This is a genomic window from Caulobacter sp. 05L422 (genome assembly GCF_056397765.1).
In genome coordinates this window covers 34306-60486 of sequence record NZ_JBFTOB010000005.1, presented here as the reverse complement: position 1 = coordinate 60486, position 26181 = coordinate 34306, and the positions used below count along the sequence as shown (strand labels likewise).

General features: G+C 68.2%; 30 protein-coding genes. 17 read left to right on the top strand and 13 right to left on the bottom strand.

Translation table 11 applies throughout. The features are described from left to right. The first annotated feature begins 61 nt into the window (after window positions 1–61). Window positions 62–727, top strand: coding sequence for a protein tyrosine phosphatase family protein (locus AC1DMQ_RS06745; protein WP_477032780.1), 666 nt, complete (start codon window positions 62–64; stop codon window positions 725–727). Window positions 728–876: 149 nt separating this feature from the next. Here AC1DMQ_RS06745 and AC1DMQ_RS06740 read toward each other — a convergent pair whose 3' ends face one another. The 8 genes from AC1DMQ_RS06740 to folE form a co-directional block, all read right to left on the bottom strand. After that, window positions 877–1101 (bottom strand): DUF4170 domain-containing protein, encoded by a 225-nt coding sequence (locus tag AC1DMQ_RS06740; protein ID WP_477032779.1) that lies wholly within the window; start codon window positions 1099–1101, stop codon window positions 877–879. Window positions 1102–1125: 24 nt separating this feature from the next. Beyond that, a complete protein-coding gene (locus AC1DMQ_RS06735; RefSeq protein ID WP_477032778.1) occupies window positions 1126–1911 on the bottom strand; it encodes a 3'(2'),5'-bisphosphate nucleotidase CysQ in 786 nt (261 codons plus the stop codon). After that, complete coding sequence (locus tag AC1DMQ_RS06730) at window positions 1908–3239, bottom strand: TldD/PmbA family protein (protein ID WP_477032777.1); 1332 nt, start codon at window positions 3237–3239, stop codon at window positions 1908–1910. Before AC1DMQ_RS06730 ends, AC1DMQ_RS06735 begins: the two co-directional genes overlap by 4 nt. Before the next feature lie 69 nt (window positions 3240–3308). Beyond that, window positions 3309–3899, bottom strand: coding sequence for a hypothetical protein (locus tag AC1DMQ_RS06725; protein WP_477032776.1), 591 nt, complete (start codon window positions 3897–3899; stop codon window positions 3309–3311). A gap of 85 nt (window positions 3900–3984) precedes the next feature. Beyond that, entirely contained in the window at window positions 3985–4386 is a 402-nt protein-coding gene (locus AC1DMQ_RS06720; protein WP_477032775.1) for an MAPEG family protein, read from the bottom strand. Window positions 4387–4474: 88 nt separating this feature from the next. Then, a complete protein-coding gene (locus tag AC1DMQ_RS06715) occupies window positions 4475–4810 on the bottom strand; it encodes a hypothetical protein (RefSeq protein WP_477032774.1) in 336 nt (111 codons plus the stop codon). 4 nt (window positions 4811–4814) lie between these two features. Beyond that, window positions 4815–6641 carry a M14 family metallopeptidase gene (locus tag AC1DMQ_RS06710; RefSeq protein ID WP_477032773.1) on the bottom strand — a complete coding sequence of 609 codons (1827 nt, stop codon included), beginning with the start codon at window positions 6639–6641 and terminating at the stop codon, window positions 4815–4817. Between the two features lie 137 nt (window positions 6642–6778). Next, complete coding sequence (gene folE / locus AC1DMQ_RS06705; protein WP_477032772.1) at window positions 6779–7420, bottom strand: GTP cyclohydrolase I FolE; 642 nt, start codon at window positions 7418–7420, stop codon at window positions 6779–6781. Window positions 7421–7600: 180 nt separating this feature from the next. Between folE and cysS the strand changes: the two genes are divergently transcribed. The 9 genes from cysS to AC1DMQ_RS06660 are packed head-to-tail and all read left to right on the top strand — an operon-like array spanning window position 7601 to window position 14992. Continuing rightward, window positions 7601–8989 carry a cysteine--tRNA ligase gene (gene cysS / locus AC1DMQ_RS06700; protein WP_477032771.1) on the top strand — a complete coding sequence of 463 codons (1389 nt, stop codon included), beginning with the start codon at window positions 7601–7603 and terminating at the stop codon, window positions 8987–8989. Between the two features lie 2 nt (window positions 8990–8991). Continuing rightward, window positions 8992–9753: a 3-oxoacyl-ACP reductase gene (locus tag AC1DMQ_RS06695; protein WP_477032770.1), complete on the top strand. Its 762-nt coding sequence runs from the start codon at window positions 8992–8994 to the stop codon at window positions 9751–9753. A 38-nt stretch (window positions 9754–9791) separates the two neighbouring features. Then, a complete protein-coding gene (locus tag AC1DMQ_RS06690; RefSeq protein ID WP_477032769.1) occupies window positions 9792–10304 on the top strand; it encodes a DinB family protein in 513 nt (170 codons plus the stop codon). Between the two features lie 19 nt (window positions 10305–10323). Beyond that, complete coding sequence (locus tag AC1DMQ_RS06685) at window positions 10324–10788, top strand: SRPBCC family protein (RefSeq protein ID WP_477032768.1); 465 nt, start codon at window positions 10324–10326, stop codon at window positions 10786–10788. A gap of 5 nt (window positions 10789–10793) precedes the next feature. Further along, window positions 10794–11255: an iron-sulfur cluster assembly scaffold protein gene (locus AC1DMQ_RS06680; protein WP_477032767.1), complete on the top strand. Its 462-nt coding sequence runs from the start codon at window positions 10794–10796 to the stop codon at window positions 11253–11255. A 54-nt stretch (window positions 11256–11309) separates the two neighbouring features. Beyond that, window positions 11310–11564, top strand: a complete 255-nt coding sequence (gene yidD / locus AC1DMQ_RS06675) for a membrane protein insertion efficiency factor YidD (protein ID WP_477032766.1) — start codon at window positions 11310–11312, stop codon at window positions 11562–11564. Beyond that, window positions 11561–13540 carry a threonine--tRNA ligase gene (thrS, locus tag AC1DMQ_RS06670; RefSeq protein ID WP_477032765.1) on the top strand — a complete coding sequence of 660 codons (1980 nt, stop codon included), beginning with the start codon at window positions 11561–11563 and terminating at the stop codon, window positions 13538–13540. Before yidD ends, thrS begins: the two co-directional genes overlap by 4 nt. Beyond that, window positions 13540–14466 (top strand): glycosyltransferase family 2 protein, encoded by a 927-nt coding sequence (locus AC1DMQ_RS06665; RefSeq protein WP_477032764.1) that lies wholly within the window; start codon window positions 13540–13542, stop codon window positions 14464–14466. Before thrS ends, AC1DMQ_RS06665 begins: the two co-directional genes overlap by 1 nt. Window positions 14467–14479: 13 nt before the next feature. Further along, on the top strand, window positions 14480–14992 hold the full coding sequence (locus AC1DMQ_RS06660) for a tetratricopeptide repeat protein (protein ID WP_477032763.1): 513 nt from the start codon (window positions 14480–14482) through the stop codon (window positions 14990–14992). Window positions 14993–15019: 27 nt separating this feature from the next. Here AC1DMQ_RS06660 and AC1DMQ_RS06655 read toward each other — a convergent pair whose 3' ends face one another. Together AC1DMQ_RS06655 and AC1DMQ_RS06650 are read right to left on the bottom strand one after the other, a co-directional pair. Further along, a complete protein-coding gene (locus AC1DMQ_RS06655) occupies window positions 15020–15922 on the bottom strand; it encodes a hydroxymethylglutaryl-CoA lyase (protein ID WP_477032762.1) in 903 nt (300 codons plus the stop codon). After that, on the bottom strand, window positions 15919–17628 hold the full coding sequence (locus AC1DMQ_RS06650; RefSeq protein WP_477032761.1) for an ArnT family glycosyltransferase: 1710 nt from the start codon (window positions 17626–17628) through the stop codon (window positions 15919–15921). Before AC1DMQ_RS06650 ends, AC1DMQ_RS06655 begins: the two co-directional genes overlap by 4 nt. Before the next feature lie 55 nt (window positions 17629–17683). Here AC1DMQ_RS06650 and AC1DMQ_RS06645 point away from each other — a divergent pair, with 55 nt between their 5' ends. From AC1DMQ_RS06645 to AC1DMQ_RS06630, 4 genes are all read left to right on the top strand, one after another. Then, window positions 17684–18421 (top strand): glycosyltransferase family 2 protein, encoded by a 738-nt coding sequence (locus AC1DMQ_RS06645; protein ID WP_477032760.1) that lies wholly within the window; start codon window positions 17684–17686, stop codon window positions 18419–18421. Between the two features lie 125 nt (window positions 18422–18546). Then, window positions 18547–18972 (top strand): hypothetical protein, encoded by a 426-nt coding sequence (locus tag AC1DMQ_RS06640; protein ID WP_477032759.1) that lies wholly within the window; start codon window positions 18547–18549, stop codon window positions 18970–18972. A gap of 86 nt (window positions 18973–19058) precedes the next feature. Next, entirely contained in the window at window positions 19059–20330 is a 1272-nt protein-coding gene (locus AC1DMQ_RS06635) for an acetyl-CoA C-acyltransferase (protein WP_477032758.1), read from the top strand. 246 nt (window positions 20331–20576) lie between these two features. Beyond that, the gene (locus AC1DMQ_RS06630; protein WP_477032757.1) at window positions 20577–20912 is read left to right on the top strand and encodes a DNA-binding protein; all 336 of its coding nucleotides are present in this window, start codon (window positions 20577–20579) and stop codon (window positions 20910–20912) included. Here AC1DMQ_RS06630 and AC1DMQ_RS06625 read toward each other — a convergent pair. Beyond that, on the bottom strand, window positions 20909–21238 hold the full coding sequence (locus tag AC1DMQ_RS06625) for a hypothetical protein (RefSeq protein ID WP_477032756.1): 330 nt from the start codon (window positions 21236–21238) through the stop codon (window positions 20909–20911). The two genes, AC1DMQ_RS06630 and AC1DMQ_RS06625, sit on opposite strands and share 4 nt — an antisense overlap. 71 nt (window positions 21239–21309) lie before the next feature. Continuing rightward, on the bottom strand, window positions 21310–21990 hold the full coding sequence (gene phaR / locus AC1DMQ_RS06620; protein ID WP_477032755.1) for a polyhydroxyalkanoate synthesis repressor PhaR: 681 nt from the start codon (window positions 21988–21990) through the stop codon (window positions 21310–21312). Between the two features lie 219 nt (window positions 21991–22209). Here phaR and AC1DMQ_RS06615 point away from each other — a divergent pair, with 219 nt between their 5' ends. From AC1DMQ_RS06615 to AC1DMQ_RS06605, 3 genes are all read left to right on the top strand, one after another. Further along, on the top strand, window positions 22210–23385 hold the full coding sequence (locus tag AC1DMQ_RS06615; RefSeq protein ID WP_477032754.1) for an acetyl-CoA C-acetyltransferase: 1176 nt from the start codon (window positions 22210–22212) through the stop codon (window positions 23383–23385). Between the two features lie 114 nt (window positions 23386–23499). Beyond that, a complete protein-coding gene (phbB, locus tag AC1DMQ_RS06610; protein WP_477032753.1) occupies window positions 23500–24225 on the top strand; it encodes an acetoacetyl-CoA reductase in 726 nt (241 codons plus the stop codon). A gap of 181 nt (window positions 24226–24406) precedes the next feature. Then, on the top strand, window positions 24407–25180 hold the full coding sequence (locus tag AC1DMQ_RS06605) for a DUF4908 domain-containing protein (protein ID WP_477032752.1): 774 nt from the start codon (window positions 24407–24409) through the stop codon (window positions 25178–25180). Between the two features lie 183 nt (window positions 25181–25363). Here AC1DMQ_RS06605 and AC1DMQ_RS06600 read toward each other — a convergent pair whose 3' ends face one another. Next, entirely contained in the window at window positions 25364–26083 is a 720-nt protein-coding gene (locus AC1DMQ_RS06600) for a DUF2786 domain-containing protein (protein WP_477032751.1), read from the bottom strand. Window positions 26084–26181 lie beyond the last annotated feature (98 nt).

The window sequence follows — 26181 nt, the reverse complement described above, 5'->3', positions numbered from 1 at the left end:
GTGGCTTTTGCATTACAGGGCTGTGGCGCCTAATTACGCCTCTTCACCGAAGGACCATCCCTTGCCCGGCTATGACACCACGACCCGCTGGGGGCGGTTCAAGACCTACCTCTCGTACCTGTGGAACGACCACGCCTATCTGCGCCTGGGCTTCAAGAACGACCACTGGATCAGCCCCGAGCTGGTGCGCACCAACCAGCCGTGGCCGCACCAGCTGGCCGAGTGGAAGAAGAAGGGCGTCAAGACCGTCATCAACCTGCGCGGCGGGTTCGACGGCAGCTTCTACGCGCTGGAGAAATACGCCTGCGAGAAGGTCGGCCTGAAGATGGTCGACTTCGTGATCACCTCGCGCGAGGTGCCGATCAAGGAACGGGTGCTGGGCGCCCGCGACCTGTTCGAGAGCATCGAATATCCGGCCCTGATGCACTGCAAGTCCGGCGCGGACCGGGCCGGCATCATGAGCGTGCTCTACGCCCACTACCGCCTGGGCCTGCCGATCGAGGAGGCCTTGGAGCAGCTGTCGTTCAAGTACCTGCACATCAAGCAGGGCAAGACCGGCGTGCTGGACTACACCTTCGAGCGCTACCTGAAGGACGCAGCCCCCAAGGGCCTGACCTTCACCCAGTGGGTGGAGAGCCCCGACTACGACCCCGTGAAGATCAAGGCCGACTTCCGGGCCGGGATGATCGGCGGGATCGTGACGGAAGGGATCTTGCGGCGGGAATAGGTGGCTCTCCCACTTGCCCCCACCTGGCGGCTTCGCCGCCTGTCCGCCCCCATAGGGGGCGGAGGGTAGTAAGCGCGCGACCTCTTCCCCCTATGGGGGAAGACGACCGCGAAGCGGTCCGTATGGGGCAAGTCCCCGCCGCTCAAGCCTTAGTCCAGGCTGGGATCCAGCAGCTTGTGGGCGTGGATGATGAAGTACCGCGCGTGGGCGTTGTCGACCGTGGCCTGGGCCTTGGCCTTCCAGGCCTTGTGGGCGTCGCCGTAGTTGGCGTAGGCGCCGACGAACTCGACCTGGCTCAGGTCGCGGAACTCGATATCGGAAACGTTCTTCAGTTCACCGCCGATCACGAGGTGAAGAAGCTGCTTGTCGCTCATGGCGTGGAATTTCCTGCGCGGAAGTTATCGTTGCGGCAGGTCGATATGCCCGACGCGTGACAGGATCAACGGGTGAAGCGCCTTATTGGCGCAAACGACGCTCGGAAGCAGCGGATTTGCCCGATTGTAGGTGAAGCCGCGACCCTTGTGGTCCGTCAGCACCGCCCCGGCCTCGGCGCAGATCAGGTCGGCGGCGGCCAGGTCCCACTCGTTCTTGGGCGACAGGGCGACGGCCGCGTCGAAGGCTCCGGCGGCCACCAGGCACAGGCGGTAGGCGATCGAGTTGCGGCTCTCCACCCGCATCGGCGGCCAGGGGGTCACCCAGGCGGGATGCACGAACATCTTGGCGTCGCCGAGCATGGCGGCGTCCTCGAGGTCCTCGGTGTCGCTGGGGCTGATCGCCGTCCCGTTGAGGCTCGCGCCGCCGCCCAGGGTGGCGACATAGGTCTCGTCCAGGGCCGGGGCATGGACCACGCCGGCGATGGGGCGGCCGTTCTCGACCACGGCGATCGACACGGCGAACCAGGGCTTGCCCTTCATGAAGGCCACGGTGCCGTCGATCGGGTCGACCACGAACTGGCGCGGCGTGGCCAGGCGCGCCGGGGCGTCGGCCGTCTCTTCCGACAGCCAGCCATAGTCGGGGCGGGCCGCGCCGAGGGTCGTCTTCAGCAGCGTGTCGACCGCCAGGTCGGCGTCGGTGACCGGCGAGCCGCCGTCCTTGGACCAGATCTTCAGTCCGCCCTCGCGGGCCGAGAGCGCCAGGGCTCCGGCTTCGCGCGCCGCGGCGAGGATCAGGTCCAGATCGGTCATTTTCCGGCGATCGCCAGGGCGTCGACCAGCAGGGACGGACTGTTGCTGGCCCCGCGCAGCTCCAGGTCCGAACCGGGGACCAGGCGGGCGTAGATGTCGATCAGGTTGCCGGCCACGGTGATCTCGGTGACGGGACCGGTCGAGACGCCGTTCTCGAACCAGAAGCCCGAGCAGCCCACCGACCAGTCGCCGGTGTTGCCGTTCAGCGAGGGGCCGAACATCGAGGTCACCAGCAGGCCCGTCCCGGCGTCGGCCATCAGGCCGGCCAGATCGCGCTCGCCCGGCTGCATCGTCAGGTTATGGGTCGAGACGCCCGACGGGCCGGCCAGGCCGCGCGAGGCGTGGCCGGTGCTCTCCAGGCCCAGCTGCTTGGCCGAGCTGATGTTCATCAGCCAGGTGGTCAGCACGCCGTCGTCGATCAGGGCGCGTTCCTGGCAGGCCACGCCCTCGTCGTCGAACGGGGCCGAGCCCAGGCCGCGCAGGCGGAACGGGTCGTCCAGCAGGCGCACGCCCTTGGCGAAGATCCGCTGGCCCAGCTTGTCCTTCAGGAACGAGGTCCCCCGGGCGATCGACGGGCCCGAGATCGCGCCGATCAGCGGGCTGATCAGCGACATGGCCAGGCGGTTCTCGAAGATCACCGGGGCGGTGGTCGAGTCCAGCTTGCGGGGGTTCAGCTTGGAGACCGCCTGCGCGCCGGCCTTGGCGCCGATGCTTTGCGGGGTCGGCAGGTCGGCGGCGTGGCGGGTCGAGCGGCCTTCGCCGCCGCGCTCCATGCCCGCGCCCTCGCCGGCGATGGCCGAGGCCGAGACGCCGAAGCCGCTGGCCTGGTGCAGGCCGGAAAAGCCCTCGCTGGTGACCAGCCGCCAGGTCGAGGCGCTCCATGACGACGAGCCGCCGTCGGAATTGGTCACGCCCTCGACGGCGCGGGCGGCGGCCTCGGCCTCGCGGGCCTGGGCCTCCAGGGTCTCGGCCGAGGGCTCGGTCGGGTCGTAGAGGTCCAGGTCGCGGAACGGACCGCGCGCCAGGCGCTCGGCCGGGGCCAGGGCGGCGTAGGGATCCTCGGGGGCCAGGCGGGCCATGGCCACGGCCCGGTCGATCAGCTTGGCGCGGCCCTCGGCCGAGATGTCCGAGCCCGACACCGTGGCGCTCTGCTTGCCGACGAACACCCGCAGGCCGATGTCGCGGGACTCCTCGCGCTCGACCTCCTCCAGCTCGCCCAGGCGGACGCTGACGGAAAGGGATTGGCGCTGCGCGAACACGGCTTCGGCGGCGTCGGCGCCAGCGGTTCGCGCGGCGGCGAGCACGTCATGCAACAGATTTTCGTCCATGCGGTCTTATGGACGAGGCGGCGGGGCGGGGGCAAGGCGGGTTTGAGCCGCCCCCGCCGCCATCCTGGATCAGGCCTTCGACTGAACTTTCCTGAAGGTGGCGATCCAGTTGGCCTCCCAGGTCTTGCCGCCGTCGGCCGAGAACGCCTGCTCCAGGGCGAAGGTCCTGTCGGTCACGTCGGAAAAGATGAAGCGGACGAAGATCGACCGACCGCCCAGGGTTTCCTGGTTGTAGAACTCGCCGCGACCGTCCCTGAAGCCGCCGACCATCGGAACGCCCAGGTCACCGTCCCGGCCGTTGGCGAAGCGGATGAACCATTGGCGGGTCGCCGGATCGTAGAGCCGTAGGCTCAGGCCCTGGATGCGGCCGGCCGGGCCGCTGACGTCGATCTCGCCGAGGTTGGCCTGGCCGCCCCAGACCTTCCGGACGATCGAACTGCCGTCGTATTCGACCCAGCTGGTCGAGCCGGTCAGGGGGCGCTCCAGACGCCGGATGTGCGTGGTCCAGTCGCCGAACTCGAAGTCGAAATCGTGCTGGCCGTCAGGGCGAGGCGCCGGCGCGGCGGCGGCCGGCGGCTCGGCGCGGGCGAACCCGGCGGCGGGGGGCAAGGCGAGCGCCAGGCCAAGCAGCAACGGGCGGAAGGGTCGGAATACACGCATCTTGGCTCTCGGCTCCAGAGTGGGCTCGAGAAATCCCTGCGCGCTTTCCTAGCGCGAGTAGAGGTCCAGTTTGCTCGAAAAAGACCTAGCCAATCGCGTAGAACAGCAGCGCCACCGCGCCGAAGATGTAGGCCAGCCAGGTGCAGATCATGCCCAAGGCGCGCGGGATCGAGGCGCCGCCGCTGTTGGACAGGCCCACGGCGTGGATCAGTCGGCCGGCGAACAGCACCAGCCCCACCACGTGGATGGCCAGCGGCGGAGCGCCGACCAGGGCCAGGACGATGATCGCCGCCAGGCCGACGGGGATGTACTCGCTGGCGTTGCCGAAGGCGCGGATGGCGCGGGCCAACTCCGGAATGCCTTCATCGCCAAGAGCGACCTTATGCTTCTGCCGCAGGCGCACGACCAGCAGCGACAGGGTCAGCAGGAGCAGGACGTGCAACCCCACCCACAGGGCGGCGGCGTGTCCGGAGGCGATGGTGTCCATCGGTAGTCACTCGTGAAACTGGTCGAACGTGGGCCGCATAAGGTTCAGCGTTCGCGAGAGCTGGCAAGCCGGATCGTCGGGGAGGCGACTAAGGGGCGGGGAGCCACGCCGGCCGCCGTTCCGGCGCGCCTGTCCAGGTCCAGTCCGCGAGGAGCTCGATGAGGTCTTGCCTCGAAAGCTGGATTCCGGCCGCAGGCGGCCGGAATGAAGAGGCGGTGTAGCCTGCGGCGCGCAACGCTTCGCCATGCGGCTCGATCGCGTCGTAGTCCGAAACGATGGCTGTTCCCCTGGGGGCGCCGAAGTCCCGGACCAGCAGATCGACCCGCATGACGCCCGTGGCCAGAATGAGCTCCATCGGCCCTTCGAGGTCGAGACCCAACCCCTGGGCGGCGTCGCGCCAGCTGTCGACGTGACCCCAGACCATTGGCTTACAGCTCCCGGCCGACCGGATAGAGCTTGTAGTGGTCGTCGTAATACGGCGTGCGCGCGTAGAACCAGCCCAGGCGGGCGTCTGGATCGGCCGCGAACTTCGGGTCCGCCGCCAGCTTGGCCTCGAACTCGGCCTTCAGCGCAGGATCGGCGGCCAGCATCTTCTCGGCCAGGGGGGCGATGGCGTAGCCCTCGATGTATTCGACGCGCTGCAGCACCTCGGGGAACATGCCCCAGGCGAAGAAGCTCTCGTCGCTTTCCGGCTCCAGCAGCAGGGTCACCATCTCGCCCAGCGGCTGATCAGTGGAAATGCGCACCGAGCCGGCCGGGAAGGTCACCGTGCGGGTCTCGTGGGTGACCGGCCCGGCGGCGATCTCGACATGGCCCTCGCTGGCGCGGGTGGCGATCTTCGGCGCGGTGAAGCGGATCATGTCGACCGACACCGTCTTCGGCGCCGCCAGGGTCTCCATCGCCACGCCGTGGACGCGCAGGCGCTCGATCACGTCGGGCTTGGCCGACGAGATCCAGTAGGCCTTGGCCGGGGTCAGGTCGAGCGCCGGCTCGCTGGTGTAGAGCGGCAGCGACCAGGGCTTGGGATCGGGCTTGCCCAGCCAGCGCACCTCCTTGCCGCCCGAGGCGGGGGAGTCGTAGGTCTCGTACTGCACGCCCAGGAAGCTGACGGTGTGCAGCGCCTTGCCGCCGCCCCCGAAGCTGGTCCCGAAATTGGCCTTGATCACGGCGGGGCGCTCTGCGCGGTCCTTCTCCTCGGCGGCGCGCAGGGCGGCGCCGTCCTTGGCCAGCACCTTCAGGGTCTCCTCCAGCAGGACGTAGGTGCCCAGCACCCGCTGCCGGTAGGGTTTCAGCGAATGGTTCTCGACCAGCACCGTGGCGATATGGGCCGCGTCGCCGTAGCCGTTGGAGTAGCGCAGCGACGCCGGCGAGGCGCCGAGCCCCTTCTTGGGGTCGCGGTCGTCAAGGGCGAAGACCAACTGGCCGGGGATGTGCCCCGCCGCCTTCAGGCCCGCCGAGGTGGCCGGCAGGTAGGTCTTGTCCAGCCAGGCGCTGGTGGCCTTGGAGCGCGCGAAATCGCCCTGGTAGCCGGCCCAGCCGTAGGTGACGTCGTACTGGTAGTCCTCGCCGTCGGTGACGTGGATGTCCATGTAGAGGTCGGGCTTCACGCGATCGATCAGCGTGATCATCGCCCGCATTTCCGGCGCGTCCAGCTTGCCGTAGTCGCGGTTCAGATTGAGGTTCTGGGCCGTGTGCCGCCAGCCCTGGATCGCCGGGCCGCGCTGGTTGGGGCGGCTGTAGGGCGAGGCGCGCTCGTGGCCATCGACGCTGAAGATCGGCACGAAGACCAGGTTCACGCCGTCCAGCAGCTTGTCCTTGCCGTGGAACGTCATGTCGCGCAGCAGCATCATGCCGGCGTCCTTGCCGTCGATCTCGCCCGGATGGATGCCGGCCTGGACCAGCAGCACGGGCTTTTTGGGATCGAACTTTTCGCCGTCCTTGGAGACGTACAGCACCAGCAGGTCGCGGCCCTCGGGCGATTTGCCAAAGGTCTCCATGCGGATCAGCGGCGAGGCCGCGGCCAGCTTTTCCAGCCAGGCGCGGGTCTCTTCGTAGTTCGGCGAGGCGGTCAGGCCGGTCAGCTCCGACGGCGTGATCCAGGGATCGGACGGCTTGGCGATCAGCTTTTCGCTGGCGCCGCGCCAAGCCAGGGCGGGCGGAAGGATTTCCGAGTCCCAGGGAGCCTTAGGAGTTTCCGCCATGGTCATGCTCGCCGTCATCGCGACGGCCAGAGCCGCCAGACACGTCTTCAACATCTTTACGCCCCCACGGAAACGCCGTGCGTCCTTCGAGGCTCGCCTTATGGCTCGCACCTCAGGAAGAGGAAATCAGCAATAGCTCCTCATCCTGAGGCGCCCGCGCAGCGGGCCTCGAAGGACGCACGGCGTGAACGCTATTTCCGCGTCACCAGGTCCATGAAGCGCTGCTGCAGGACCTTGTCGGTCTTGAACACGCCGCGGAACTGGGTGGTGATCGTCGAAACGTCGTGGTGGTGGACGCCGCGGGTGCACATGCACTGGTGCTCGGCGTCGATCAGCACGGCCACGCCGGCGGCGCTGAGGTGGTCCTCGATGGCGTCGGCGACCTGCATGGTCATGGTCTCCTGGGTCTGGAGACGCTTGGCGAAGATCTCGACCAGGCGCGCCAGCTTGGACAGGCCCACGACCTTGCCAGTCGGCATGTAGGCCACCCAGGCCTTGCCCAGGAACGGCGCCATGTGGTGTTCGCAGTGGCTCTGCACGTCGATGCCGCGCAGCATGACCATGTCGTCATAGCCCTGCACGTCCTCGAAGGTGCGGCTCAGCTCCTGCGCCGGATCGCCGTGATAGCCGGCGAACCACTCGCCATAGGCGTCGACCACACGCTGCGGCGTGTCGAGCAGGCCTTCGCGGTCGGGGTTGTCGCCGGCCCAGGCCAGCAGGGTCCGGACGGCGGCCATGGCCTCGTCTCGGGTGGGGCGCTGGGCGGGTTCAAGATCAAGGCCGGTGTCGTTGTCGAGACCGATCAGGGTTCGCTCGCGGGTCAGTGCGTCCATGTCTGAGGAAGGTCTTTCCACGGGCTGAGTTGCGCCAGGACGCCTTTCGTCCTGGAATTACGCGTGCCACCCGTCGCGCACATTGACCTAATCAATCGTGGTCGTGCGCGCGTGCTCTCGTTATATGGGGCCAATCCGTATCCCCGCAACACTCCCGCGACGTCAGGCCGCTCTCTCCCCATGACCATCAAGCTGTACGACACCATGGCGCGCGAGAAGCGCGACTTCGTTCCCGCCGATCCGAGCCGGGTGACGATGTATGTCTGCGGGCCGACGGTCTACAACCACGCCCACATCGGCAACTTCCGGCCGGTGGTGGTGTTCGACGTGCTGTTCCGCCTGCTGCGCCACGCCTATGGCGAGGACGCGGTGGTCTATGCCCGCAACGTCACCGACGTGGACGACAAGATCAACGCCAAGGCCACGGCCGAGGGCGTCGAGATCAAGGTGATCACCGACCGTTACCTGGCCGCCTACCACCAGGACGCCGCGGCCCTGCTGACCCTGTCGCCCAGCCTGGAGCCCAAGGCCACCGAGCACATGGGTCCGATCGTCGAGATGATCGGCAAGCTGGTCGACAACGGCAAGGCCTACGCCGCCGAGGGCCACGTGCTGTTCGACACCCAGAGCTTCGCCGACTACGGCGCGCTGTCGGGCCGCGACCTGGACGACATGATCGCCGGGGCGCGGGTCGAGGTCGCGCCCTACAAGCGCCACCCCGCCGACTTCGTGCTGTGGAAGCCGTCCAAGGAGAACGAACCCGAGTGGGACAGCCCCTGGGGCGCGGGCCGTCCGGGCTGGCACATCGAGTGCTCGGCGATGATCGACAAGCAGTTGGGCCGGACCATCGACATCCACGGCGGCGGCATCGACCTGACCTTCCCGCACCACGAGAACGAGTTGGCCCAGAGCCGCTGCGCCCATGACCAGCCGGTGCTGGCGAACTACTGGCTGCACAACGGCTTCCTCGACATGTCGGGGGAGAAGATGTCCAAGAGCCTGGGCAACGTGATCATCCCGCACGAGCTGCTGAAGACCACGCCGGGCGAGGTGATCCGCTGGGCGCTGCTGTCGGGCCACTACCGCCAGCCGCTGGACTGGACGCCGGAGCTGGTCGAGCAGAGCAAGAAGGCCCTGGACCGCCTGTACGGCGCCCTGCGCCGCGCCAAGAGCGTCGAGGCCGGCGAGTCCGAGCCCTCGGACGAGGTGATGGCCGCCCTGACGGACGACCTGAACACGCCGCTGGCGGTGTCGGGCTTCTTCGAGCTGTCCAGCGCCATCGAGCGGGCGGTGACGGCCGGCGACGAGCCGGCGATCACGGCCAACAAGGGCCGGCTCCTGGCCTCGGCCGGACTGCTGGGCTTCCTGCAGGCCGATCCGGACGCCTGGTTCGAGGGCGACGCCGACGACGACCTGAAGGCCAAGGTGGAAGACCTGCTCAAGCGCCGGGTCGAGGCCCGCACCGCCAAGGACTGGACCGCCGCCGACGCCATCCGCGCCGAGCTGGACGGTTTGGGCGTGGTGGTCATGGACGGTCCCGCCGGCGCCACCTGGCGCATGAAGGACTGAGCATGAAGCTCGATCAGCAGATCGTCCTGGTCTCCGGCGCCGGCCGGGGCCTGGGCGCCGCCATCGCCCGGGCCTTCGCCGACCAGGGCGCGTGCGTGGTGATCAATTACCGCCGCAGCGAAGCCGCCGCCCTGGCGCTCGCCGAGGAGCTGGGGGACCGCGCCGTGGCCCTCCAGGCCGACGTCAGCGACCGCGAGGAAGCTCGCCGCCTGGTCAACGACGCGGCCGAGCATTTCGGCAGCCACGTGACCACGGTGGTCAACAACGCCCTGGGCGACTTCAGCTTCAACGGCGACGGCCGCCACACCATCCAGTCGATCCCCTGGGAGGACTTCCAGAGCCAGCTGGACGTGTCGCTGCGCGGATCCCTGAACCTGATCCAGGCCACGGCGCCGGCCATGGAAGCCGCCGGCTTCGGCCGGGTGATCAACATCGGCACCAACCTGTTCCAGAACCCGGTGGTGCCCTATCACGACTACACCGCCGCCAAGGCCGCCCTGCTGTCGCTGACCCGCACCGCAGCCGCCGACCTGGGGCCGTCGGGGATCACGGTCAACATGCTGTCGGGCGGCCTGTTGCGCACCACCGACGCCAGCGCCGCCACGCCCGAGGCGATCTTCGACCTGATCGCCCAATCGACGCCGCTGCGCCGGGTGACGACCCCGGCCGAGTTCGCCGATGCGGTGCTGTTCTTCGCCTCGCCCTGGAGCCGGTCGGTCACCGGCCAGAACCTGGTCGTGGATGGGGGATTGGTTCGCGACTAAATTACACGCATAATCCGCTTGTCCCGGAGTGCTAGGTCATGCGCGCCTATTTCCAGATGTTCGCCGGCTACAACGCCTGGGCCAACCACCGCATCCACGCGGCCTGCGCCATGCTGGACGAGGCGGACTACAAGGCCGAGCGCGGCGCGTTCTTCGGTTCGATCCACGGCGCGCTGAACCACCTGATCGTCACCGATCGCATGTGGCTGGCCCGGCTGCGCGGCGAGACCCTGCCGCCGCACGGGCTGGACGCGGTGATCTTCCACGACCTGGCGACCCTGCGCGAGGCGCGGGTCCACGAGGACGCGGCCCTGTCCGGCCACGTCGCCGCCCTGACCGACGCGCAGCTGGCCGGCGACTTCCGCTGGACGCGGATCGCCGACGGGGCGGTGGTGACCCAGCCGCTGTGGGCCGCCCTGGCCCACATCTTCAACCACCAGACCCATCACCGGGGTCAGGTCCACGGCCTGCTCAGCCAGGCCGGGATCGACCCGCCCTCCCTCGATCTGCCGGTCTTCCAGAAGGCCAGCGGCTTGGGTTTTTCAGAATGAAAGTGCTAGAGCGACGCCCATGCAACGCGCCGTAGAACACCGCACCGGGGTGCAGGCCCCCGCCGAAGTCGTCTGGGACGTGATCGCCGACTTCACGACCTGGAAGGACTGGAATCCGGTCCACCCCCGCATCGAGGGTGAGATGCGCATCGGCACCAACCTGGTCGTCGACCTTGTGCCGATCGCCGACGGCCCGGTGACCACGCTGACGCCGATCGTCCAGGACTGGGTGCCCTTCGAGCAGCTGCACTGGCGCACCAGCCGGCTGGGCGGCTTCGTGACCGCGATCCGCTATCTCGAGATCGAGAACATGGGCCCGAACAACGCCACCTTCTCGAACGGCGAGCTGTTCATGGGGCCGCTGGTCCGCCTGGTCGGCCGCGAGGAGCGCCGCCGCCTGCGCGGGGCCTTCACCCTGATGGGCGAGGCGGTGAAGACGCGCGCCGAGACCATCTGGTCGCAACGCCTGAAGAACCCCACATAGGTCCCATGATCGACGACCTCTATTCGGCCCGCATCCTGGGCCTGGTGGCCAACATGCCCCGGGCCGGACGCCTGGCCGCGCCCGACGCCAGCGCCGAGAAGACCGCCAAGCTGTGCGGCAGCCGGATCGTGGTCGACGTGACGGTCCAGGACGGCAAGGTCGCCGACTTCGCCCAGGACGTGGCCGCCTGCGCCCTGGGCCAGGCCTCGGCCGCGATCCTCGGCGCCCAGGTGGTCGGGGCGGATCTTTCCGAGATCGAGTTGGCCCGCGACGCCTTGCAGTCTATGCTCAAGTCAGGCGGCCCGCCTCCCCAGGGCCGATTTTCGGAGCTCGCCGTGCTGGAGCCGGTCAAGGACTATCCCGCCCGTCACGCCTCGACGCTTTTAGCGTTCGAAGCCGCGGTCGAGGCTGTCCGCAAGGCCACAGGGGCGACCCAAACCCGAACTAGCCGCGTCGGCGCCGCTTGATCGGGACTTTTCGCTAGTCGATAAGTCCTCGACTCCGTTCGCGAAAGCGCCGGCATGACACTCTACGAACGCACCGTCGACCTGGGCCTGCGGGCCTACAAGACGACGCTCTCGCCCTTCATCGGGCGTCAGTGCCGGTATTTGCCGACCTGCTCGGAATACGCGGCACAGGCGCTCAAGGATCACGGGCCCCTGAAGGGGTCCTGGCTCGCGGTGGGACGGATTTGCCGCTGCAATCCGTTAGGTGGCTCAGGGTACGACCCGCCGCCTCCGCCCCGCGAGCCGCGCAAGTGGAAATGTGAAGAATGATCGACCTGATTTTCCCCGACGGCTCGGCCCGCCAGTACGCTGACGGTTCGACGGGCCGCGACGTGGCCGCCTCGATCTCCAAATCCCTGGAAAAGAAGGCGCTGCTGATCAAGTTGGACGGCACGCTTCTGGACCTGGATCGTCCGCTGACGCCCGACCTGCTGGGCGGCGGCAACAAGTTCGAGATCATCACGCGTGAGTCGCCCGACGCGCTGGAGGTGATCCGCCACGACACCGCCCACGTGCTGGCCGAGGCCGTGCAGGAACTGTTCCCCGGCACCCAGGTGACGATCGGCCCGAACGTCGAGGACGGCTTCTATTACGACTTCGCCCGAGACGAGCCGTTCAGCCTGGACGACCTGCCGAAGATCGAAGAGCGCATGCGCCAGATCGTCGACCGCGACGAGAAGATCCGCCGCGAGGAAGTCGACCGCGACGCCGCCATCGCCGACTTCGAGGCCATGGGCGAAAGCTACAAGGCCCAGATCATCCGTGACCTGCCGGTCAGCGACACGATCACGGTCTATCACCAGGGCGAGAAGTGGAAGGACCTGTGCCGCGGGCCCCACCTTCCGTCGACCAAGGCGGTGGGCAAGGCCTTCAAGCTGACGAAGCTGGCCGGCGCCTATTGGCGCGGCGACCAGAACAACGCCCAGCTGCAGCGCATCTACGGCACGTCCTGGGCCAGCGAAGCCGATCTCGAGGAGCATCTGAAGCGCATCGAGGAAGCCGAGCGGCGCGACCACCGCAAGCTGGGCAAGACGATGGACCTCTTCCACATCCAGGAAGAGGGCAAGGGCATGGTGTTCTGGCACCCCAAGGGCTGGACGCTGTATCTCGCGCTGGAGGCCTATATGCGCCGCCGGCTGGACGCGGCCGGCTATCGCGAGGTCAAGACGCCCCAGATCCTCGACAAGAGCCTGTGGGAGCGCTCGGGTCACGCCGAGAAGTTCGGCCACGCCATGTTCATGTGCGAGAGCGCCGAGGGCGAGGTCCTGGCCGTCAAGCCGATGAACTGCCCCGGCCACATCCAGATCTTCAACGTCGGCCAGAAGAGCTATCGCGAGCTGCCGCTGCGCATGGCCGAGTTCGGCGCGTGCCACCGCTACGAGCCGTCGGGCGCCATGCACGGCATCATGCGGGTGCGCGCCTTCACCCAGGACGACGCCCACATCTTCTGCCGAGAAGAGCAGGTCACGGAGGAATCCGCCCGCTTCATCGAACTGTTGCGCAGCGTCTATAGCGACCTCGGCATGCATCTGGCCGACACCAAGTTCTCGACGCGTCCGGAGTTGCGGGCGGGCGACGACGCGGTCTGGGACAAGGCCGAATCCGCCCTGTCCGCGGCGGCCGAGGCGGCGGGCGAAACCCTGGTGCTGCAGGAAGGCGAAGGCGCCTTCTACGGCCCGAAGCTGGAATTCTCGCTGAAGGACGCCATCGGCCGGGTCTGGCAGTGCGGCACGCTGCAGCTGGACTTCGTCCTGCCCGAGCGCCTCGACGCCGAGTACGTGGCCGAGGACGGCTCCAAGAAGCGTCCGGTCATGCTGCACCGGGCGATCCTGGGCTCGTTCGAGCGTTTCATCGGCATTCTGCTGGAAAACTACGCCGGCCACCTGCCCCTCTGGCTGGCGCCGGTTCAGGTCGTGGTGGCGACGATCACCTCCGACGCCGACGACTACGCACAACGTGTGGCTGAGCGATTGACTTCCGCCGGTATTCGCGCAGAGGTCGACTTCAGAAACGAGAAGATCAACTACAAGATTCGTGAGCACAGCCTTGCGAAGGTTCCGGTGATTGCAGTGGTCGGGCGTAAGGAAGCCGAAAACGGAGAAGTCGCTCTGCGCCGCCTCGGCGGCGAAGGGCAGAAGGTGTTGTCGCTGGAGGACGCCGTGCGCGCGTTGACCGAGGAAGCGACCCCGCCGGACCTCGCCCGTGATCGCGCTGCGGCGGCGCCCGCGGAGTTGGCGCAGGCCTGATGAACAGTATTCTCCCCTCTCGTTCGACCTTCGTTTCGGGTGCGCGGCCGGTCCGGCCGCGCGTCTCGGTCGTCATGGTCGTCTACCAGACGGGAGAAGCGCTGGTCGAAAGCATCCTGCACGTCCTGGCCGAGCCGCTGGTCGAAGAGTTCGTCATCGTCGACAACGGCTCTCCGGCCGACGAGGCCGAGCGGCTGCGGGCCCTGGGCCGGACCGAGCCGAGGATCGTGCTGCAGCAGGGCCATGGCAATGTCGGCTTCGCGCGCGGCGCCAACATGGGCGCCGAGACCGCGCGCGGCGAATACATCATCTTCCTCAATCCGGACGCCAACCTGCAGCAGGGCTGCGTCGCGGCCCTCGTCGGGGCCTTCGAAGGCCAGCCGGTGCCCACGGTGGTGGGCGCGCGGGTGATGAACACCGACGGCACCGAACAGCGCGGCGGCCGTCGCGGCGAGGTCACGCCGGTCACCACCCTGCTCAGCTTCGGCCACCTGACCTCGCGGTTCCCAGGGCTGTCGAAGTTCGAGATCCACCGCGAACGCGAGCCGACGCCGGACGCGCCGATCCCGATGCCGACCATCTCCGGCGCCTGCTTCGCCCTGCGCCGCCAGGACTTCGACCTGCTGGGCGGCTTCGACGAAGGCTACTTCCTTCACGTCGAGGACATCGACCTGTGCTGGCGCGCCCGCCAGTCCGGCGGCGAGGTGCTGTTCCAGCCGGCCGCCCAGGTGATCCACCTGGGCCACACCAGCCTGGAGCACCCGCTGAAGGTCGAGTTCCACAAGGGCGTGGGCCTGTCGCGCTACTTCATCAAGCGGGCCGACACCGTCCAGCGCTACGTGATCGCCGTCCTGCTGGCCCCGATCATCCTGGCGATGAGCGTCTCGCGCCCGCTGATCTGGAAGATCACCGGCCGGCCGATCTAGGCCGCGATCGACCGTGGTCGACACCACCTTGCTCTTTCTGCAGGGATACGCCGCCGAAGAGGCCGGCGACTTCGCGCGCGCCCAAGCCTATTTTCGCGAAGGCGCCGCCCTGGGTGACGACAACTGCTGGACCCACCTCGGCTACATGTTCGATGTCGGGATCGGAACGCCGATCGACAAGGTCGAGGCGATGCGCTGCTATCGGATGGCGTGGCGCAACCGGTGCACCATAGCGGCCAACAACATCGCGATCCTCTATCGTGAGCGTGGCGATCACCGCGCGATGTTTCGCTGGTTCGAGCGCGCGGCCTTGGCGGGCGACGGCTCACCTCACCTGGACCTGGCCAAATGCTATCTGGACGGCGTCGGTGTTCGCCGCTCCGTCGTCGCGGCGCAGAGATGTCTGGCGATCGCGGTTGGCCACGAATTCATCAGCGAGGAAGAGCGCGAGGAAGCCGAGGCGCTGCTCGCGGAGCTTCGTCCGCGCTTGGTCGAACCTGCCGACGCGCGCGTCGACAAAAGCTGATTTCGTCTCCCCGAGGGGAAAGGGATCCTAGGCCGGGAACCCGCCCGCCCGCGCCAGCGACGACGCCGGCGACGCCTTGCCCAGGCGTTCGCTGATGTCGCGGCCGATCTCGATCAGGGCCGACAGGTCGTAGCCGGTCTCGAAGCCGGCCCGCTCCAGCATGTAGACCAGGTCCTCGGTGCCGATGTTGCCGGTGGCGTTGGGCGCGAACGGGCAGCCGCCCAGGCCGCCGACCGAGGCGTCCAGCACGTCGACCCCGGCCTCGACGCTGGCATAGGCGTTGGCCAGGCCGGTGTTGCGGGTGTCGTGGAAGTGCATGCGCAGGCGGACGTCCGGCGCGGCGGCGCGCACGGCCTCGATCCGCCGGCGGACGGTCCAGGGATCGGCCACCCCGATGGTGTCGGCGATGGCCAATTCGGTCACGCCCATCGACGCGGCGTCGCGGGCGATGGCCACCACCTGGTCCTCGGAAACCTCGCCGTCGAACGGGCAGCCGAAGGCCACCGAGATGGTGGCGGTGATCGGCGGGCCGCCCTCGACCGCCTGGCGCTCGACGATGGCGGCCAGGGCGTCGACCTGCTGGGCGGCCGTCGCGCCCTGGTTGGCCAGGCCAAAGCCGTCGGTGGCGCAGACCACGACATTGGCCTCGTCGCACTGGGCCGCCACGCAGCGTTCCCAGCCGCGCATGTTCAGCACCAGGCCGATGCGCGAATGCTCCAGGTCGGGCTTCAGCGCCGCCTGGATCTCCTCGGCCCCGGCCATCTGCGGCACGCGGTTGGGATTGACGAACGAGACGGTCTCGATGCGCCTGGCGCCCGCGGCTTCGAGCCGGCGGATCAGGTCCAGCTTCTCGTCGACCGGCAGGGACAGCTTCTCGTTCTGCAGCCCGTCGCGCGGGCCGACCTCGACGATCTGGATGAAGCGGCTCATGGCTGGGCCTCCTCGGCTTGGGTTTCGTCGCCGACCTCGTCGTCCGGGCGGATCGGCGCGCCGCGATAGAGCGTCAGGCGCTCCTTGTCGCCGTCGGAATAGTCGAAGCCCTCGACCACCCCGGCCGGACGGGCGGTCTGGCCCAAGGCGGCGAGGGCGGCCTGGAACGCCTTTTCCTGGCGGCCCTCGACCACCGCGGGACGCCCCTGGGCGACGGCCTCGGCCGCGCCGACCGGGTCGGTCAGCTCGGTCGTGGTGCCCAGCAGGAAGATCATGCTGGGCTCGGAATAGCCGGTGACGGCCACCGGCCCCGGCGCGCCGCCCCGGGGCGCCAGGTCGGCAGCCTCCAGAGCCTTCTCCAGGCGGGGCGACAGCAACAGCGGCTCCAGGCGAGGAATCAGCAAGCCGACGAGGGCGCCATGGGCCGCTATGCCGACGGCGCCGGCCGTGACCAGGGCGATGGCGGCGGTCCTGCGCATCACCAGCACCGATCCGGCGGCTCCCGCGGCCAGGAACAGCAAGGCCGTCAGGATGGTCCAGGGCAGGTCGGACGGGTCGCCGTACTCGACGTGCAGATAGACGGCCATGGCCGCGAAGATCAGGCCGGCCAGAGCCGACAGGATCGCGCCGATCAGGCGAGGCATGCGCGGCAGGGGCGTACGCAGGGCGGCGGCCATCAGCATGGCCAGGGCGGGATAGGCCGGCAGGGTGTAGTGCACCAGCTTGGTCGGCAGGATCTCGAACACCAGCCAGGTCGGGATCAGCCAGCAGAGGGCGAAGCGGATTCCCGCCTCCTTGCGGCCGGTCCAGCCCAGGGTCACGCCCGACGGCAGCAGCAGGGTGGCCGGGAACACCATCAGGAACGCCGCCAGGGTGTAGGCGCCGGGCCACGCGCCGTGGCTTTCCTGGCCGCCGGCCAGCTTGGGGGCCAGGTCGCCGGTCACGGCCGTCGACCAGAAGGCGCCGTCGGTGGCCACGGTGATCATCATCGCCCAGGGCAGGACGATGGCGGCCAGGACGGTCACGCCCCAGCCCCAGCCCAGGTCCTTGATCCAGGTCGCCTTGCGGTCCCAGATCCACAGGGCGATCACGCTGAGCACCACGACCATCAGCCCGACCGGACCCTTGATCAGCACGCCCATGGCCAGGCCGATCCAGAAGGCCAGCTTGGTCCAGCGGTTGACGGTCTCTCCGGCGAGATGGGCGGCGTAGATCCGCATCAGGGCGGCCATGGCCAGGGTGGTGAAGCCGCACAGCGCCGCGTCGGTCTTGGCGATGAACGCCTCGCTCGACAGCAGGATGGTCGCGCCGAGGATGCCGCCGGCCAGCAAGCCGGTCCGGGGTCCCAGCAGCGCCGCCGCGCCCCAGGCGCAGGCCGCCGCCGCCAGCATGGCCCCCAGCAGCGAGGGGATGCGATAGGCCCAGATGCCGCGATCCTCGGCGGCCGAGAAGGTGGTGACGGCGGCCGCCTGCAGCCAGTGGATGCCGACCGGCTTCTTGAAGCGCGGCTGGTCCTGGAACTTGATGACGACCATGTCGTCGGTTTCCAGCATCTGGGCGGTCGCCTGGGCGAAGCGCGATTCGTCGCGGTCGAGCGGCGGCATGGCGAACAGGCCGGGCAGGCCGGCGACCAGCGCCACCAGCGCGGCGAACAGCGGACCGCGCCAGCCGCGGCTCCAATCATCCAGGCGAGATTCAAGCGTCATTGTAGTGGAATAGCACGATCCTTCTTTCTGGCTATTTTTGCGCTATGAGAGGGCGATGACCGCTTCCGCTTCCACTATTCCCGACTATTCCGTCGTCGTGCCCGTCTTCGACGAAGGCGGGGCGGCGCCCGCCCTGGCGCGCGAGATCGCCGCCGCCTTCGCGGGCGAGAACCACGAGATCATCTTCATCGACGACGCCAGCCGCGACGACACCAAGGCCCTGCTGGTGGCGCTGAAGGCCGAGATCCCGCAGTTGCGGGTGCTGGGCCACCATAAGAATTCGGGCCAGAGCCGCGCCGTGCGCAGCGGCGTGCTGGCCGCCCGCGCCCCGATCGTCATCACCCTGGACGGCGACGGCCAGAACGACCCCGCCGACGCGCCTCGTCTCGCGAAGGCCTTGAAGGCCGCCCCGCCCGAGTTGGCCCTGGTCGGCGGCGAGCGGGTCAAGCGCCAGGACAGCTCGGCCAAGCGCTTCGCGTCCAAGTTCGGCAACGGCGTGCGCAAGCGCATGCTGAAGGACACCGCCAACGACACCGGCTGCGGGCTCAAGGCCTTCCGCCGCGAGGCCTTCCTGCGCCTGCCCTACTTCGATCACATCCACCGCTACATCCCGGCCCTGATGCTGCGCGAGGGCTATCAGGTCGAGTTCCAGCCGGTGAACCATCGCCACCGCGAGAGCGGGGTGTCGAAATACACCAACTTCGGCCGGCTCAAGGCCTCGGTGTCCGACCTGCTGGGCGTGATGTGGCTGCAGACCCGGGCCCGCAATCCGCAAGGCGTGGACGAGGTCTAGCGAGGCGAGATCTGGGCGCGGCTCGCCCGTCGGGCGGCGCCGCCTTTCGGGAATCCGCAAAACCGGTTAACCCTGATGCCCGTCGTCGCGCCTTGGGGGCGCGCCTCTCGGGGGAGAGCCAGATCATGTTCGCCGCGTTTCCGCTGCTGGCCCTGCCGGTGCTGGTCTACAACCTGATCGTCCTGACCCTGGCGGGCGGCTTCAACGCCAACGCCGCCCAGTACCGGTTGGCCGAGCAGCTGTTCACAATCCACATGACCTCGAAGGCCGACTGGGCCGTCAGCCTGGGCGACCTGCTGCTGGCCGCATCGCTGGTGGTGCTGTTCGTCGAGCTCCTGAAGTCGACCACCAGCCGCAAGATCGCGATCATCAACCACTCGCTGTCGATGATCCTGTTCATCGTCTGCCTGGTCGAGTTCCTGCTGGCCCCGGCCTTCGGCACCTCGGTGTTCTTCCTGCTGACCGTCATGGTGCTGCTGGACGTGCTGGCCGGCTTCATCGTGACCATCGTCTCGGCCCGCCGCGACGTGGACTTCGGCGACGCGCACTAGGCTTCGCCGAGCGCCAATTTCGACAAGACCCTTGTGGCGAAGCCTGTCGATGCTGACATCGTAGGCTGTTCACGAGGATCACGATCATGGCGTCCAAACCCGACATCTGGCTGGCGGCCGGCCTGCGCACTCCGTTCGCCAAGGTCGACGGGCCGCTGAAGGCCCATGACGCGATCGCCCTGTCGGTCCCGGTGGTCCAGGCCATGCTGGCGCAAGGGGCTCGGCCGGACTTCGCCATCTGGGGCACGGTGATCCCCAACCTGACCTGGAGCAACATCGCCCGCGAGGTGCTGCTGGACGCCGGGGCCGACCCGACCATCCCGGCCTTCTCGACGATCATGGCCTGCTCGACCAGCATGATCGGCGTCATCGAGGCCGCCGGCATGATCGACGGGCGCGGCCGCGACCTGGCCCTGGTCGGCGGGGTCGAGAGCATGAGCAAGGTCCAGGTCGGCGCCAGCATCGGCTTCTCCGACTGGCTCAAGGGCTTCCAGGCGGCCAAGACCCCGGGCCAGAAGCTGGCGCACCTGACCAAGCTGAAGGCCAGTGACCTGAAGCTCTGGATCCCCAAGGTGGCCAACCGCACCACGGGCCTGTCGATGGGCGAGCACACCGAGATCACCGCCAAGGAATGGAAGCTGTCCCGGGCCGACCAGGACCAGATCGCCTTCGAGAGCCACCAGCACGCGGTCGCGGCCTGGGAGGCGGGCTTCTTCGACGACCTGGTGATCCCGGTCGGCGACGTGAAGCGCGACACCATCCCGCGCAAGGACTCCACGCTGGAGAAGCTGGCCAAGCTGGACCCGGCGTTCGACAAGACCAGCGGCCAGGGCACGCTGACGGCCGGCAATTCCTCGCCCCTGACCGATGGGGCGGCGGCGATCTGGGTGGCGTCCAAGGCCGGCCTGGCCCGACTGCCGGCGAAGACGCCGCGCGTGAGGATCGTCGACTACGAGGTCACCTCGATCGACCTGCGCCACGAGGGCCTGCTGATGGCGCCGGCCTACGGCGTGCCGCGCATGCTGGCCCGCAACGGCCTGAGGTACGCCGACGTCGGCCTGTGGGAGATCCACGAGGCCTTCGCCGCCCAGGTTCTGTCGCACATCGCCGCCTGGGAGGACGAGACGTTCCGCCGGACCAAGGCCGGCGTGGATGTCGATCTGGGCAAGTTCCCGCGCGAGCGGATGAACCCGACGGGCGGCAGCCTGGCGGTCGGCCATCCGTTCGGCGCGACCGGGGCGCGGATCCTCAGCCAGGCGGTCAAGGAGCTGGCCACGCGGCCCAAGGGCGAGAAGGCCGTCGTCAGCATCTGCGCCGACGGCGGCCAGGGCACGATGATGCTGCTGGAAAACGCGTAATTGCGGACGGGGACATGTCCCTGCGGCGTGTCCCCATTAGGAAGCGCCGTGTCTGATCAGGGACACGCCGCAAGGGCATGTCCCCGGCCGCGCGAGCCTAGGTCAGCGCCGTGAAGATCAGCGTCACCACGGCGATGTCGAAGAAGCGGGTCACGGCGGTGAGCAGCATGATGGGTCTCGTCGGCTGAATTCACCGACCACCAAGCAAGACTGGCGCCAACGCCGCCTCCTGCGTTAGCCTTCGTCATGGCCTTGTTCTTCGACCAGCTCTGGTACGACGCGCGGCTCGCCGAGCGGGGGCTGACGCGGGCGGTGCTGGCCGCCGTGGCCGGCATGACCAACGAGGAGCTGACGCTGGCCTACAAGGACCAGCGCGAGCTGACCGCCGCCCAGATCGCCGCCTTCGCCGAGCTGCTGGGCGTTCCGCTGGCCGAGGCGGCGCGCCGGGCGGGCGTGGGCGCGCACGCCGCGGCCTTGCCGGGCGAGACGCTGTCTCTGGAACAGAAGATGGCGGTGCTGGAGGCGCGGGTCGCCGTGCTCGAGGCCGAGATCGCCCGCCTGAAAGCCCTAAAGCAGGATTAGATCTCGGTCTTCTTGATCAGGCCCGCCTTGGGACGGCGGTCGGCCGGGCCGGAATATTCCGTGCCGAGATAGGTCGAACGCGCCGCGTCGAGCACTTCCTGCCCACCGCGCAGACCGCGCTTCTGGCCGCTTTGACCCATCAGGTGGGCGGCGAAGGTCGCGAAGGCCCCGCGTCGGGCGTCGCGCGGCGGCGGGGCCGGCTGTTCGTCGCGCACGAACGTCACGTCCTCCTCGCCGTCCGCCTCTGGGCGGTCGGCGTCGCGCGGCGCGGGCAGCGCGCGTCGGGCGGCCTGGGCGCGCCGGATAGGGTCGATCGGACCGTTCATGGTGAAGAGTTGTGGTCCACGACGGTTAAGGACCGGTCAGCCGGCGTGGTTAAGGGGCGTTAGCCGGCGGCCTAGGGCTTGGTCGCCAGCTTCTCGATCTGCTGCTGCATGGCTTCCAGCTGGCGCTTGAGGTCGGCCAGGGAGTCCTCGCTGGGCGCGGACGGCGGCGCGGCGGCGGGCGGCGGCGGTTCGGCCGGAGCCGCCGGCGCGTCCTCGGGCCGGGCGTAGGCGAACGGCGAGAACATCTTCATGGCCCGGTCGAACAGCGCCATGTTCTGGCGGATCTGCTCTTCGTAGACCCCCATGCCCGGCATGCCCTTGGTCCCGGCGATGCCCGGGGTCAGGCCCGCGAACTGGGTGCGCATGCGCTCCTGCTGCTTGGTGAAACTCTCCAGCGACATTTCCAGATAGCTGGGCAGGAAGGCCTGCATGGAATTGCCGTAGAAACCGATCAGCTGGCGGAGGAACTGGATGGGCAGCAGGTTCTGGCCGCCGCCGCGGTTTTCCTCTTCGAAGATGATCTGGGTCAGGACCGAACGGGTGATGTCGTCGTTGGTCTTGGCGTCGTAGACCACGAAGTCGATCCCCTCCTTCACCATGTCCGACAGGTGCTCGAGGGTGACGTAGGACGAAGACGCTGTGTTGTAGAGGCGACGGTTGGCGTACTTCTTGATGACGACCTTCTGGCCGGCAGCCTTCTCGCCAGGAGCGCGGGTCTGGCCCGTTTCGCCGTTTTCGTTGTTCTCGGACATTTCGTTCCCTAGGACAGCGTTGTCTCCGCCTTTTCGCATCGCACTATCGCGGATGCAAAGACATGGCGCCAGTACCGGCGGCGCTTGGAGCTCGCAACATCCCGTGAAAATGTGCAGGTGACGAACCCTGCACAGTTATGCAAGGTGATGGTGCACTGCAAAATCATGGGCGCCGCAACTGCGAGAAGCCCGGAATCACGTCACGGGAGCTATTTCGCCATGAGCGACATCGTCATCGTTTCCGCCGCCCGCACGCCGGTCGGATCGTTCCTCGGCGCCCTCTCCAGCCTGCCGGCCCACGAGCTGGGCAAGCTGGCCATCCAGGCCGCCGTCGAGCGCGCGGGCATCACGCCAGCCGACGTCGACGAGGTGATCCTGGGTCAGGTGCTGCAGGCCGCCGCCGGCCAGGGCCCGGCCCGCCAGGCCTCGGTCAACGCCGGCATCCCGGTCGAAAGCCCGGCCTGGAGCCTGAACCAGCTGTGCGGCTCGGGCCTGCGCGCCGTGGCCCTGGGCGCCCAGCAGATCGCCGCCGGCGACGCCAACATCGTGGTGGTGGGCGGCCAGGAGAGCATGAGCCAGGCTCCGCACGCCCAGGCCCTGCGCAACGGCCAGAAGATGGGCGACCTGTCGTTCGTCGACACCATGATCAAGGACGGCCTGTGGGACGCTTTCCACGGCTACCACATGGGCCAGACCGCCGAGAACATCGCCGCCCGCTGGCAGATCACCCGCGAGGCCCAGGACAAGTTCGCCGTCGCCAGCCAGAACAAGGCCGAGGCCGCCCAGAAGGCCGGCCGGTTCGACGCCGAGATCGCGCCGGTCACCATCAAGGGCCGCAAGGGCGACACGATCGTCGACAAGGACGAGTTCATCCGCCACGGCGTCACCCTGGACGGCATTTCGGGCCTCAAGCCCGCCTTCACCAAGGACGGCACGGTCACCGCCGCCAACGCCTCGGGCCTCAATGACGGCGCCGCCGCCCTGGTGCTGATGAGCGCCGACGAAGCCAAGAAGCGCGGCCTGACCCCGCTGGCCCGCATCGCCTCGTGGGCCAACGCCGGCGTCGCGCCCGAAATCATGGGCACCGGCCCGATCCCCGCCTCGAAGAAGGCCCTGGAGAAGGCCGGCTGGAAGGTCTCGGACCTGGACCTGGTCGAGAGCAACGAGGCCTTCGCCGCCCAGTCGCTGTGCGTGGTCAGCGAGCTGGGCCTCGACCCGGCCAAGGTCAACGTCAACGGCGGGGCGATCGCCATCGGCCACCCGATCGGCGCCTCGGGCGCGCGCATCCTGACCACCCTGGTCCACGAGATGAAGCGCTCGGGAGCCAAGAAGGGCCTGGCCACGTTGTGCATCGGCGGCGGCATGGGCGTGGCGATGTGTGTCGAGGCGGTCTGACAACCGTTTGTTTGGATTGGGCGTTTCGAGCAAATTTTCATGACGGCGCGCGTGGGGGCTTGCTCCCACGCGCCACTCGCGCGCAACCATAAGAGACGTTAGCGGGAGATAGACATGGCGAGAGTTGCGTTCGTGACCGGCGGCACCCGGGGCATCGGTCGGGCGATCTGCGAGCGGCTCGTAGCCGACGGAATGAAGGTGGCGGCGGGTTATTCCGGCAACGAAGAGGCCGCCGCGGCCTGCGCCGAGAAGCTGGGCGTGATGGTGGTCAAGGGCAATGTCGGCTCGTTCGACGACTGCGCCGCCGCCGTCAAGAAGGTCGAGGCCGAGCTCGGGCCCATCGAGGTTCTGGTCAACAACGCCGGCATCACCCGCGACGGCATGCTGCACAAGATGACCTACGATCAGTGGTCCGAGGTCATCCGCGTGAACATGGACTCGGCCTTCAACATGACCCGCCCGGTCATCGAGGGCATGCGCGAGCGCAACTGGGGCCGGATCATCAACATCAGCTCGATCAACGGCCAGAAGGGCCAGATGGGCCAGACCAACTACTCGGCCGCCAAGGCCGGGCTGATCGGCTTCACCAAGGCCCTGGCGCTCGAGAACGCCAAGAAGGGCGTCACGGTCAACGTCATCTGCCCGGGCTATATCGACACCGAAATGGTCGCCGCCGTGCCCGAGAACGTCCTGGCCGGAATCATCGCCGGCATCCCGGTCGGCCGGCTGGGCAAGGGCGAGGAGATCGCCGACATGGTCTCGTTCCTGGCCGGCGAGCGGGCCGGCTTCGTGACCGGCGCCACCCTGACGATCAACGGCGGTCAGTACATGGCGGCCTAAAGGTCACAGGCCGTCGCAATAAAGACATGACGGCTTGACGAAGACTCCCCGACGGTTTGAAGATTCCGATCGGCGGGGAAACTCTTCCAAGCATTTCATGACGTCCTCCGGGAAATTGCGTGGCGGTAACAAGGTCTTCTGCGTCCAAGATTCGCCCCACTCGCGGGGCATGACCCTGGGTATGAAGAGTCAATCGGCGGTGACGGCGGGGCCAGGACTCTGGGCGATCCTGCTGGCGTTCGCCCTCGCGGCCACCGCCGGCGCGGCGCACGCGCAATCGGGCTTCAGCCTGCGCGACGCGTTCTCCAAGAATCACGGCGAAACGCGCAAGGCGCCGGCTCCGCCGATCGCCCGCTACGTGTCCGAAACCGGCGACGCCTTCATCCTGGACCGGGCCGCGCCCCAGCCGCTGATGAAGTTCGAGAACAGCTCCGAGATCTGGGTGCTGTCGTCCCAGCCGGCGCCGCGCGGCGACACGATCTACAAGAACGAGCTGGGCGAGCCGGTGTTGCGGGCCAGCAAGCTGGGCGGCATGACCCTGTTCACCCGCGAGCGGCCGGGCGGCGACGCCGCCGCCCTGATGGGTAAGGCCAGCTCGATCCAGCCGCCGCCGTTCATCTCGGTCAACGTGCTGTTCCAGCGGCTGGTCCAGGCCAGCGCCCGGGCCAGCCGCGCGGCCCAGCACCGGATCTCGTTCGAGACCATCGACGACGCCACGCCCGGCACCTCGGTGCTGGTCGCCGACACCGCCACCGTCACCGCCGAAGCCTTCGAGCGGATGGCCCGCGACGGCGACCGCAGCCTGCTGACCCGTGTGACCCGCGTGCTGCTGGCCGAGGGCCACAAGCCCGGCGCCAGTCTGAAGGGCGGCGACCTGACGGTCACCTACGCCCCGGGCAAGGGCCTGTCGGGCCGCCCCTCGTCCAAGCGGATCATCAAGATCGTCAACAAGTAGGCGGGGAAGGCCGCTGTGCGCCATGAGCTGTCGCTGGCGGCGCGCCAGAATTCGGACATTCGATCGCCTTTCGCGAATGGCGACGCCCGGCGCCGAGCCGTACCGAAGAGGTCTACTGTTCGGTTCCCTCACGCCTGGCGGATTGGGAGCGTGGTGTCTGGCGCTCGTCGTTGGCGACCGTCGCTATTTGGCTCCCCGCCCTCTCGGATCTATGGCCAACGACACGCCTGCGGCGCCGCCGGCGTCGTAGGCGTCTGGAGAGACCATGCGGGTAGGGCGGCGCACGGTCTCTAGCTTGACGTCAAGCCTGCTGAGTTCGGCCTCGACGACCGCTGACTTGAGAATGACAAGATGACGCCCGGCGTCGTTGTTGGCCTGGTCCCGTCCAGCCTTCATGGCGGTCAATTTTTCCGCGATCGACGTCACCATTCCCAGGGTGAAGGACGCGTTCGCCATGTGCCGGTCTTGGTGTCGAAACTGCTGGTATTCTCTGCTGGTCTTGTAGCGGCCAAGCTCGGATCGCACGGCGCTATCGATCAGTTCGGTCAGGTAGTGCGCGGCTTCGATATCGGAGCGGAGACCAAAGGAGACGTAGCGTGGGTCGCCCGTGGGCGTCTTCTCGCGCCAGACCCTGCAATCGCAGAAGTTCGCGACAGCGCCGATGCAGTCCTCCAGCGGTATGCGCTTATTGTGGCGGGTCTCATACTCGAGCCGCTCGCACGCCGCCTCACGGATCTCGACGTCGGTGAGCGACAAGTCGTAGCGATCGAGCAGCTCAGCGACCTTGGCGGCGGCAGACAACGCTTCGGCTTCGGTGCAGCCGTTGTCCGTCGTCTTGGCCCGCAGCGCTTGGATGCGCGCCTTAAGCTTATCTATGGCGGCGAGATCGGGAGTGTCGTTCACGGATACGTCCCGAAAAGTCGACTTGGGCAGCACCAGCTCAACGGGTCTGCCAGCACCGCCTTCTAGCCGAAGCCTGCAGAGCATCACAGCGCCGTTGA

Bases quoted from the DNA above. Each gene is read 5' to 3' on its own strand.
- AC1DMQ_RS06695 (WP_477032770.1), top strand. From the start codon at position 8,992: ATGAAGCTCGATCAGCAGATCGTCCTGGTCTCCGGCGCCGGCCGGGGC.
- AC1DMQ_RS06640 (WP_477032759.1), top strand. From the start codon at position 18,547: ATGTTCGCCGCGTTTCCGCTGCTGGCCCTGCCGGTGCTGGTCTACAAC.
- phaR (WP_477032755.1), bottom strand. From the start codon at position 21,990: ATGTCCGAGAACAACGAAAACGGCGAAACGGGCCAGACCCGCGCTCCT.
- AC1DMQ_RS06730 (WP_477032777.1), bottom strand. From the start codon at position 3,239: ATGGACGAAAATCTGTTGCATGACGTGCTCGCCGCCGCGCGAACCGCT.
- yidD (WP_477032766.1), top strand. From the start codon at position 11,310: ATGACACTCTACGAACGCACCGTCGACCTGGGCCTGCGGGCCTACAAG.
- AC1DMQ_RS06680 (WP_477032767.1), top strand. From the start codon at position 10,794: ATGATCGACGACCTCTATTCGGCCCGCATCCTGGGCCTGGTGGCCAAC.
- AC1DMQ_RS06645 (WP_477032760.1), top strand. From the start codon at position 17,684: ATGACCGCTTCCGCTTCCACTATTCCCGACTATTCCGTCGTCGTGCCC.
- AC1DMQ_RS06710 (WP_477032773.1), bottom strand. From the start codon at position 6,641: ATGTTGAAGACGTGTCTGGCGGCTCTGGCCGTCGCGATGACGGCGAGC.
- folE (WP_477032772.1), bottom strand. From the start codon at position 7,420: ATGGACGCACTGACCCGCGAGCGAACCCTGATCGGTCTCGACAACGAC.
- AC1DMQ_RS06685 (WP_477032768.1), top strand. From the start codon at position 10,324: ATGCAACGCGCCGTAGAACACCGCACCGGGGTGCAGGCCCCCGCCGAA.
- AC1DMQ_RS06630 (WP_477032757.1), top strand. From the start codon at position 20,577: ATGGCCTTGTTCTTCGACCAGCTCTGGTACGACGCGCGGCTCGCCGAG.
- AC1DMQ_RS06615 (WP_477032754.1), top strand. From the start codon at position 22,210: ATGAGCGACATCGTCATCGTTTCCGCCGCCCGCACGCCGGTCGGATCG.
- AC1DMQ_RS06715 (WP_477032774.1), bottom strand. From the start codon at position 4,810: ATGGTCTGGGGTCACGTCGACAGCTGGCGCGACGCCGCCCAGGGGTTG.
- AC1DMQ_RS06690 (WP_477032769.1), top strand. From the start codon at position 9,792: ATGCGCGCCTATTTCCAGATGTTCGCCGGCTACAACGCCTGGGCCAAC.
- AC1DMQ_RS06665 (WP_477032764.1), top strand. From the start codon at position 13,540: ATGAACAGTATTCTCCCCTCTCGTTCGACCTTCGTTTCGGGTGCGCGG.
- cysS (WP_477032771.1), top strand. From the start codon at position 7,601: ATGACCATCAAGCTGTACGACACCATGGCGCGCGAGAAGCGCGACTTC.
- AC1DMQ_RS06635 (WP_477032758.1), top strand. From the start codon at position 19,059: ATGGCGTCCAAACCCGACATCTGGCTGGCGGCCGGCCTGCGCACTCCG.
- AC1DMQ_RS06650 (WP_477032761.1), bottom strand. From the start codon at position 17,628: ATGACGCTTGAATCTCGCCTGGATGATTGGAGCCGCGGCTGGCGCGGT.
- AC1DMQ_RS06655 (WP_477032762.1), bottom strand. From the start codon at position 15,922: ATGAGCCGCTTCATCCAGATCGTCGAGGTCGGCCCGCGCGACGGGCTG.
- thrS (WP_477032765.1), top strand. From the start codon at position 11,561: ATGATCGACCTGATTTTCCCCGACGGCTCGGCCCGCCAGTACGCTGAC.
- AC1DMQ_RS06605 (WP_477032752.1), top strand. From the start codon at position 24,407: ATGAAGAGTCAATCGGCGGTGACGGCGGGGCCAGGACTCTGGGCGATC.
- phbB (WP_477032753.1), top strand. From the start codon at position 23,500: ATGGCGAGAGTTGCGTTCGTGACCGGCGGCACCCGGGGCATCGGTCGG.
- AC1DMQ_RS06735 (WP_477032778.1), bottom strand. From the start codon at position 1,911: ATGACCGATCTGGACCTGATCCTCGCCGCGGCGCGCGAAGCCGGAGCC.
- AC1DMQ_RS06725 (WP_477032776.1), bottom strand. From the start codon at position 3,899: ATGCGTGTATTCCGACCCTTCCGCCCGTTGCTGCTTGGCCTGGCGCTC.
- AC1DMQ_RS06740 (WP_477032779.1), bottom strand. From the start codon at position 1,101: ATGAGCGACAAGCAGCTTCTTCACCTCGTGATCGGCGGTGAACTGAAG.
- AC1DMQ_RS06720 (WP_477032775.1), bottom strand. From the start codon at position 4,386: ATGGACACCATCGCCTCCGGACACGCCGCCGCCCTGTGGGTGGGGTTG.
- AC1DMQ_RS06625 (WP_477032756.1), bottom strand. From the start codon at position 21,238: ATGAACGGTCCGATCGACCCTATCCGGCGCGCCCAGGCCGCCCGACGC.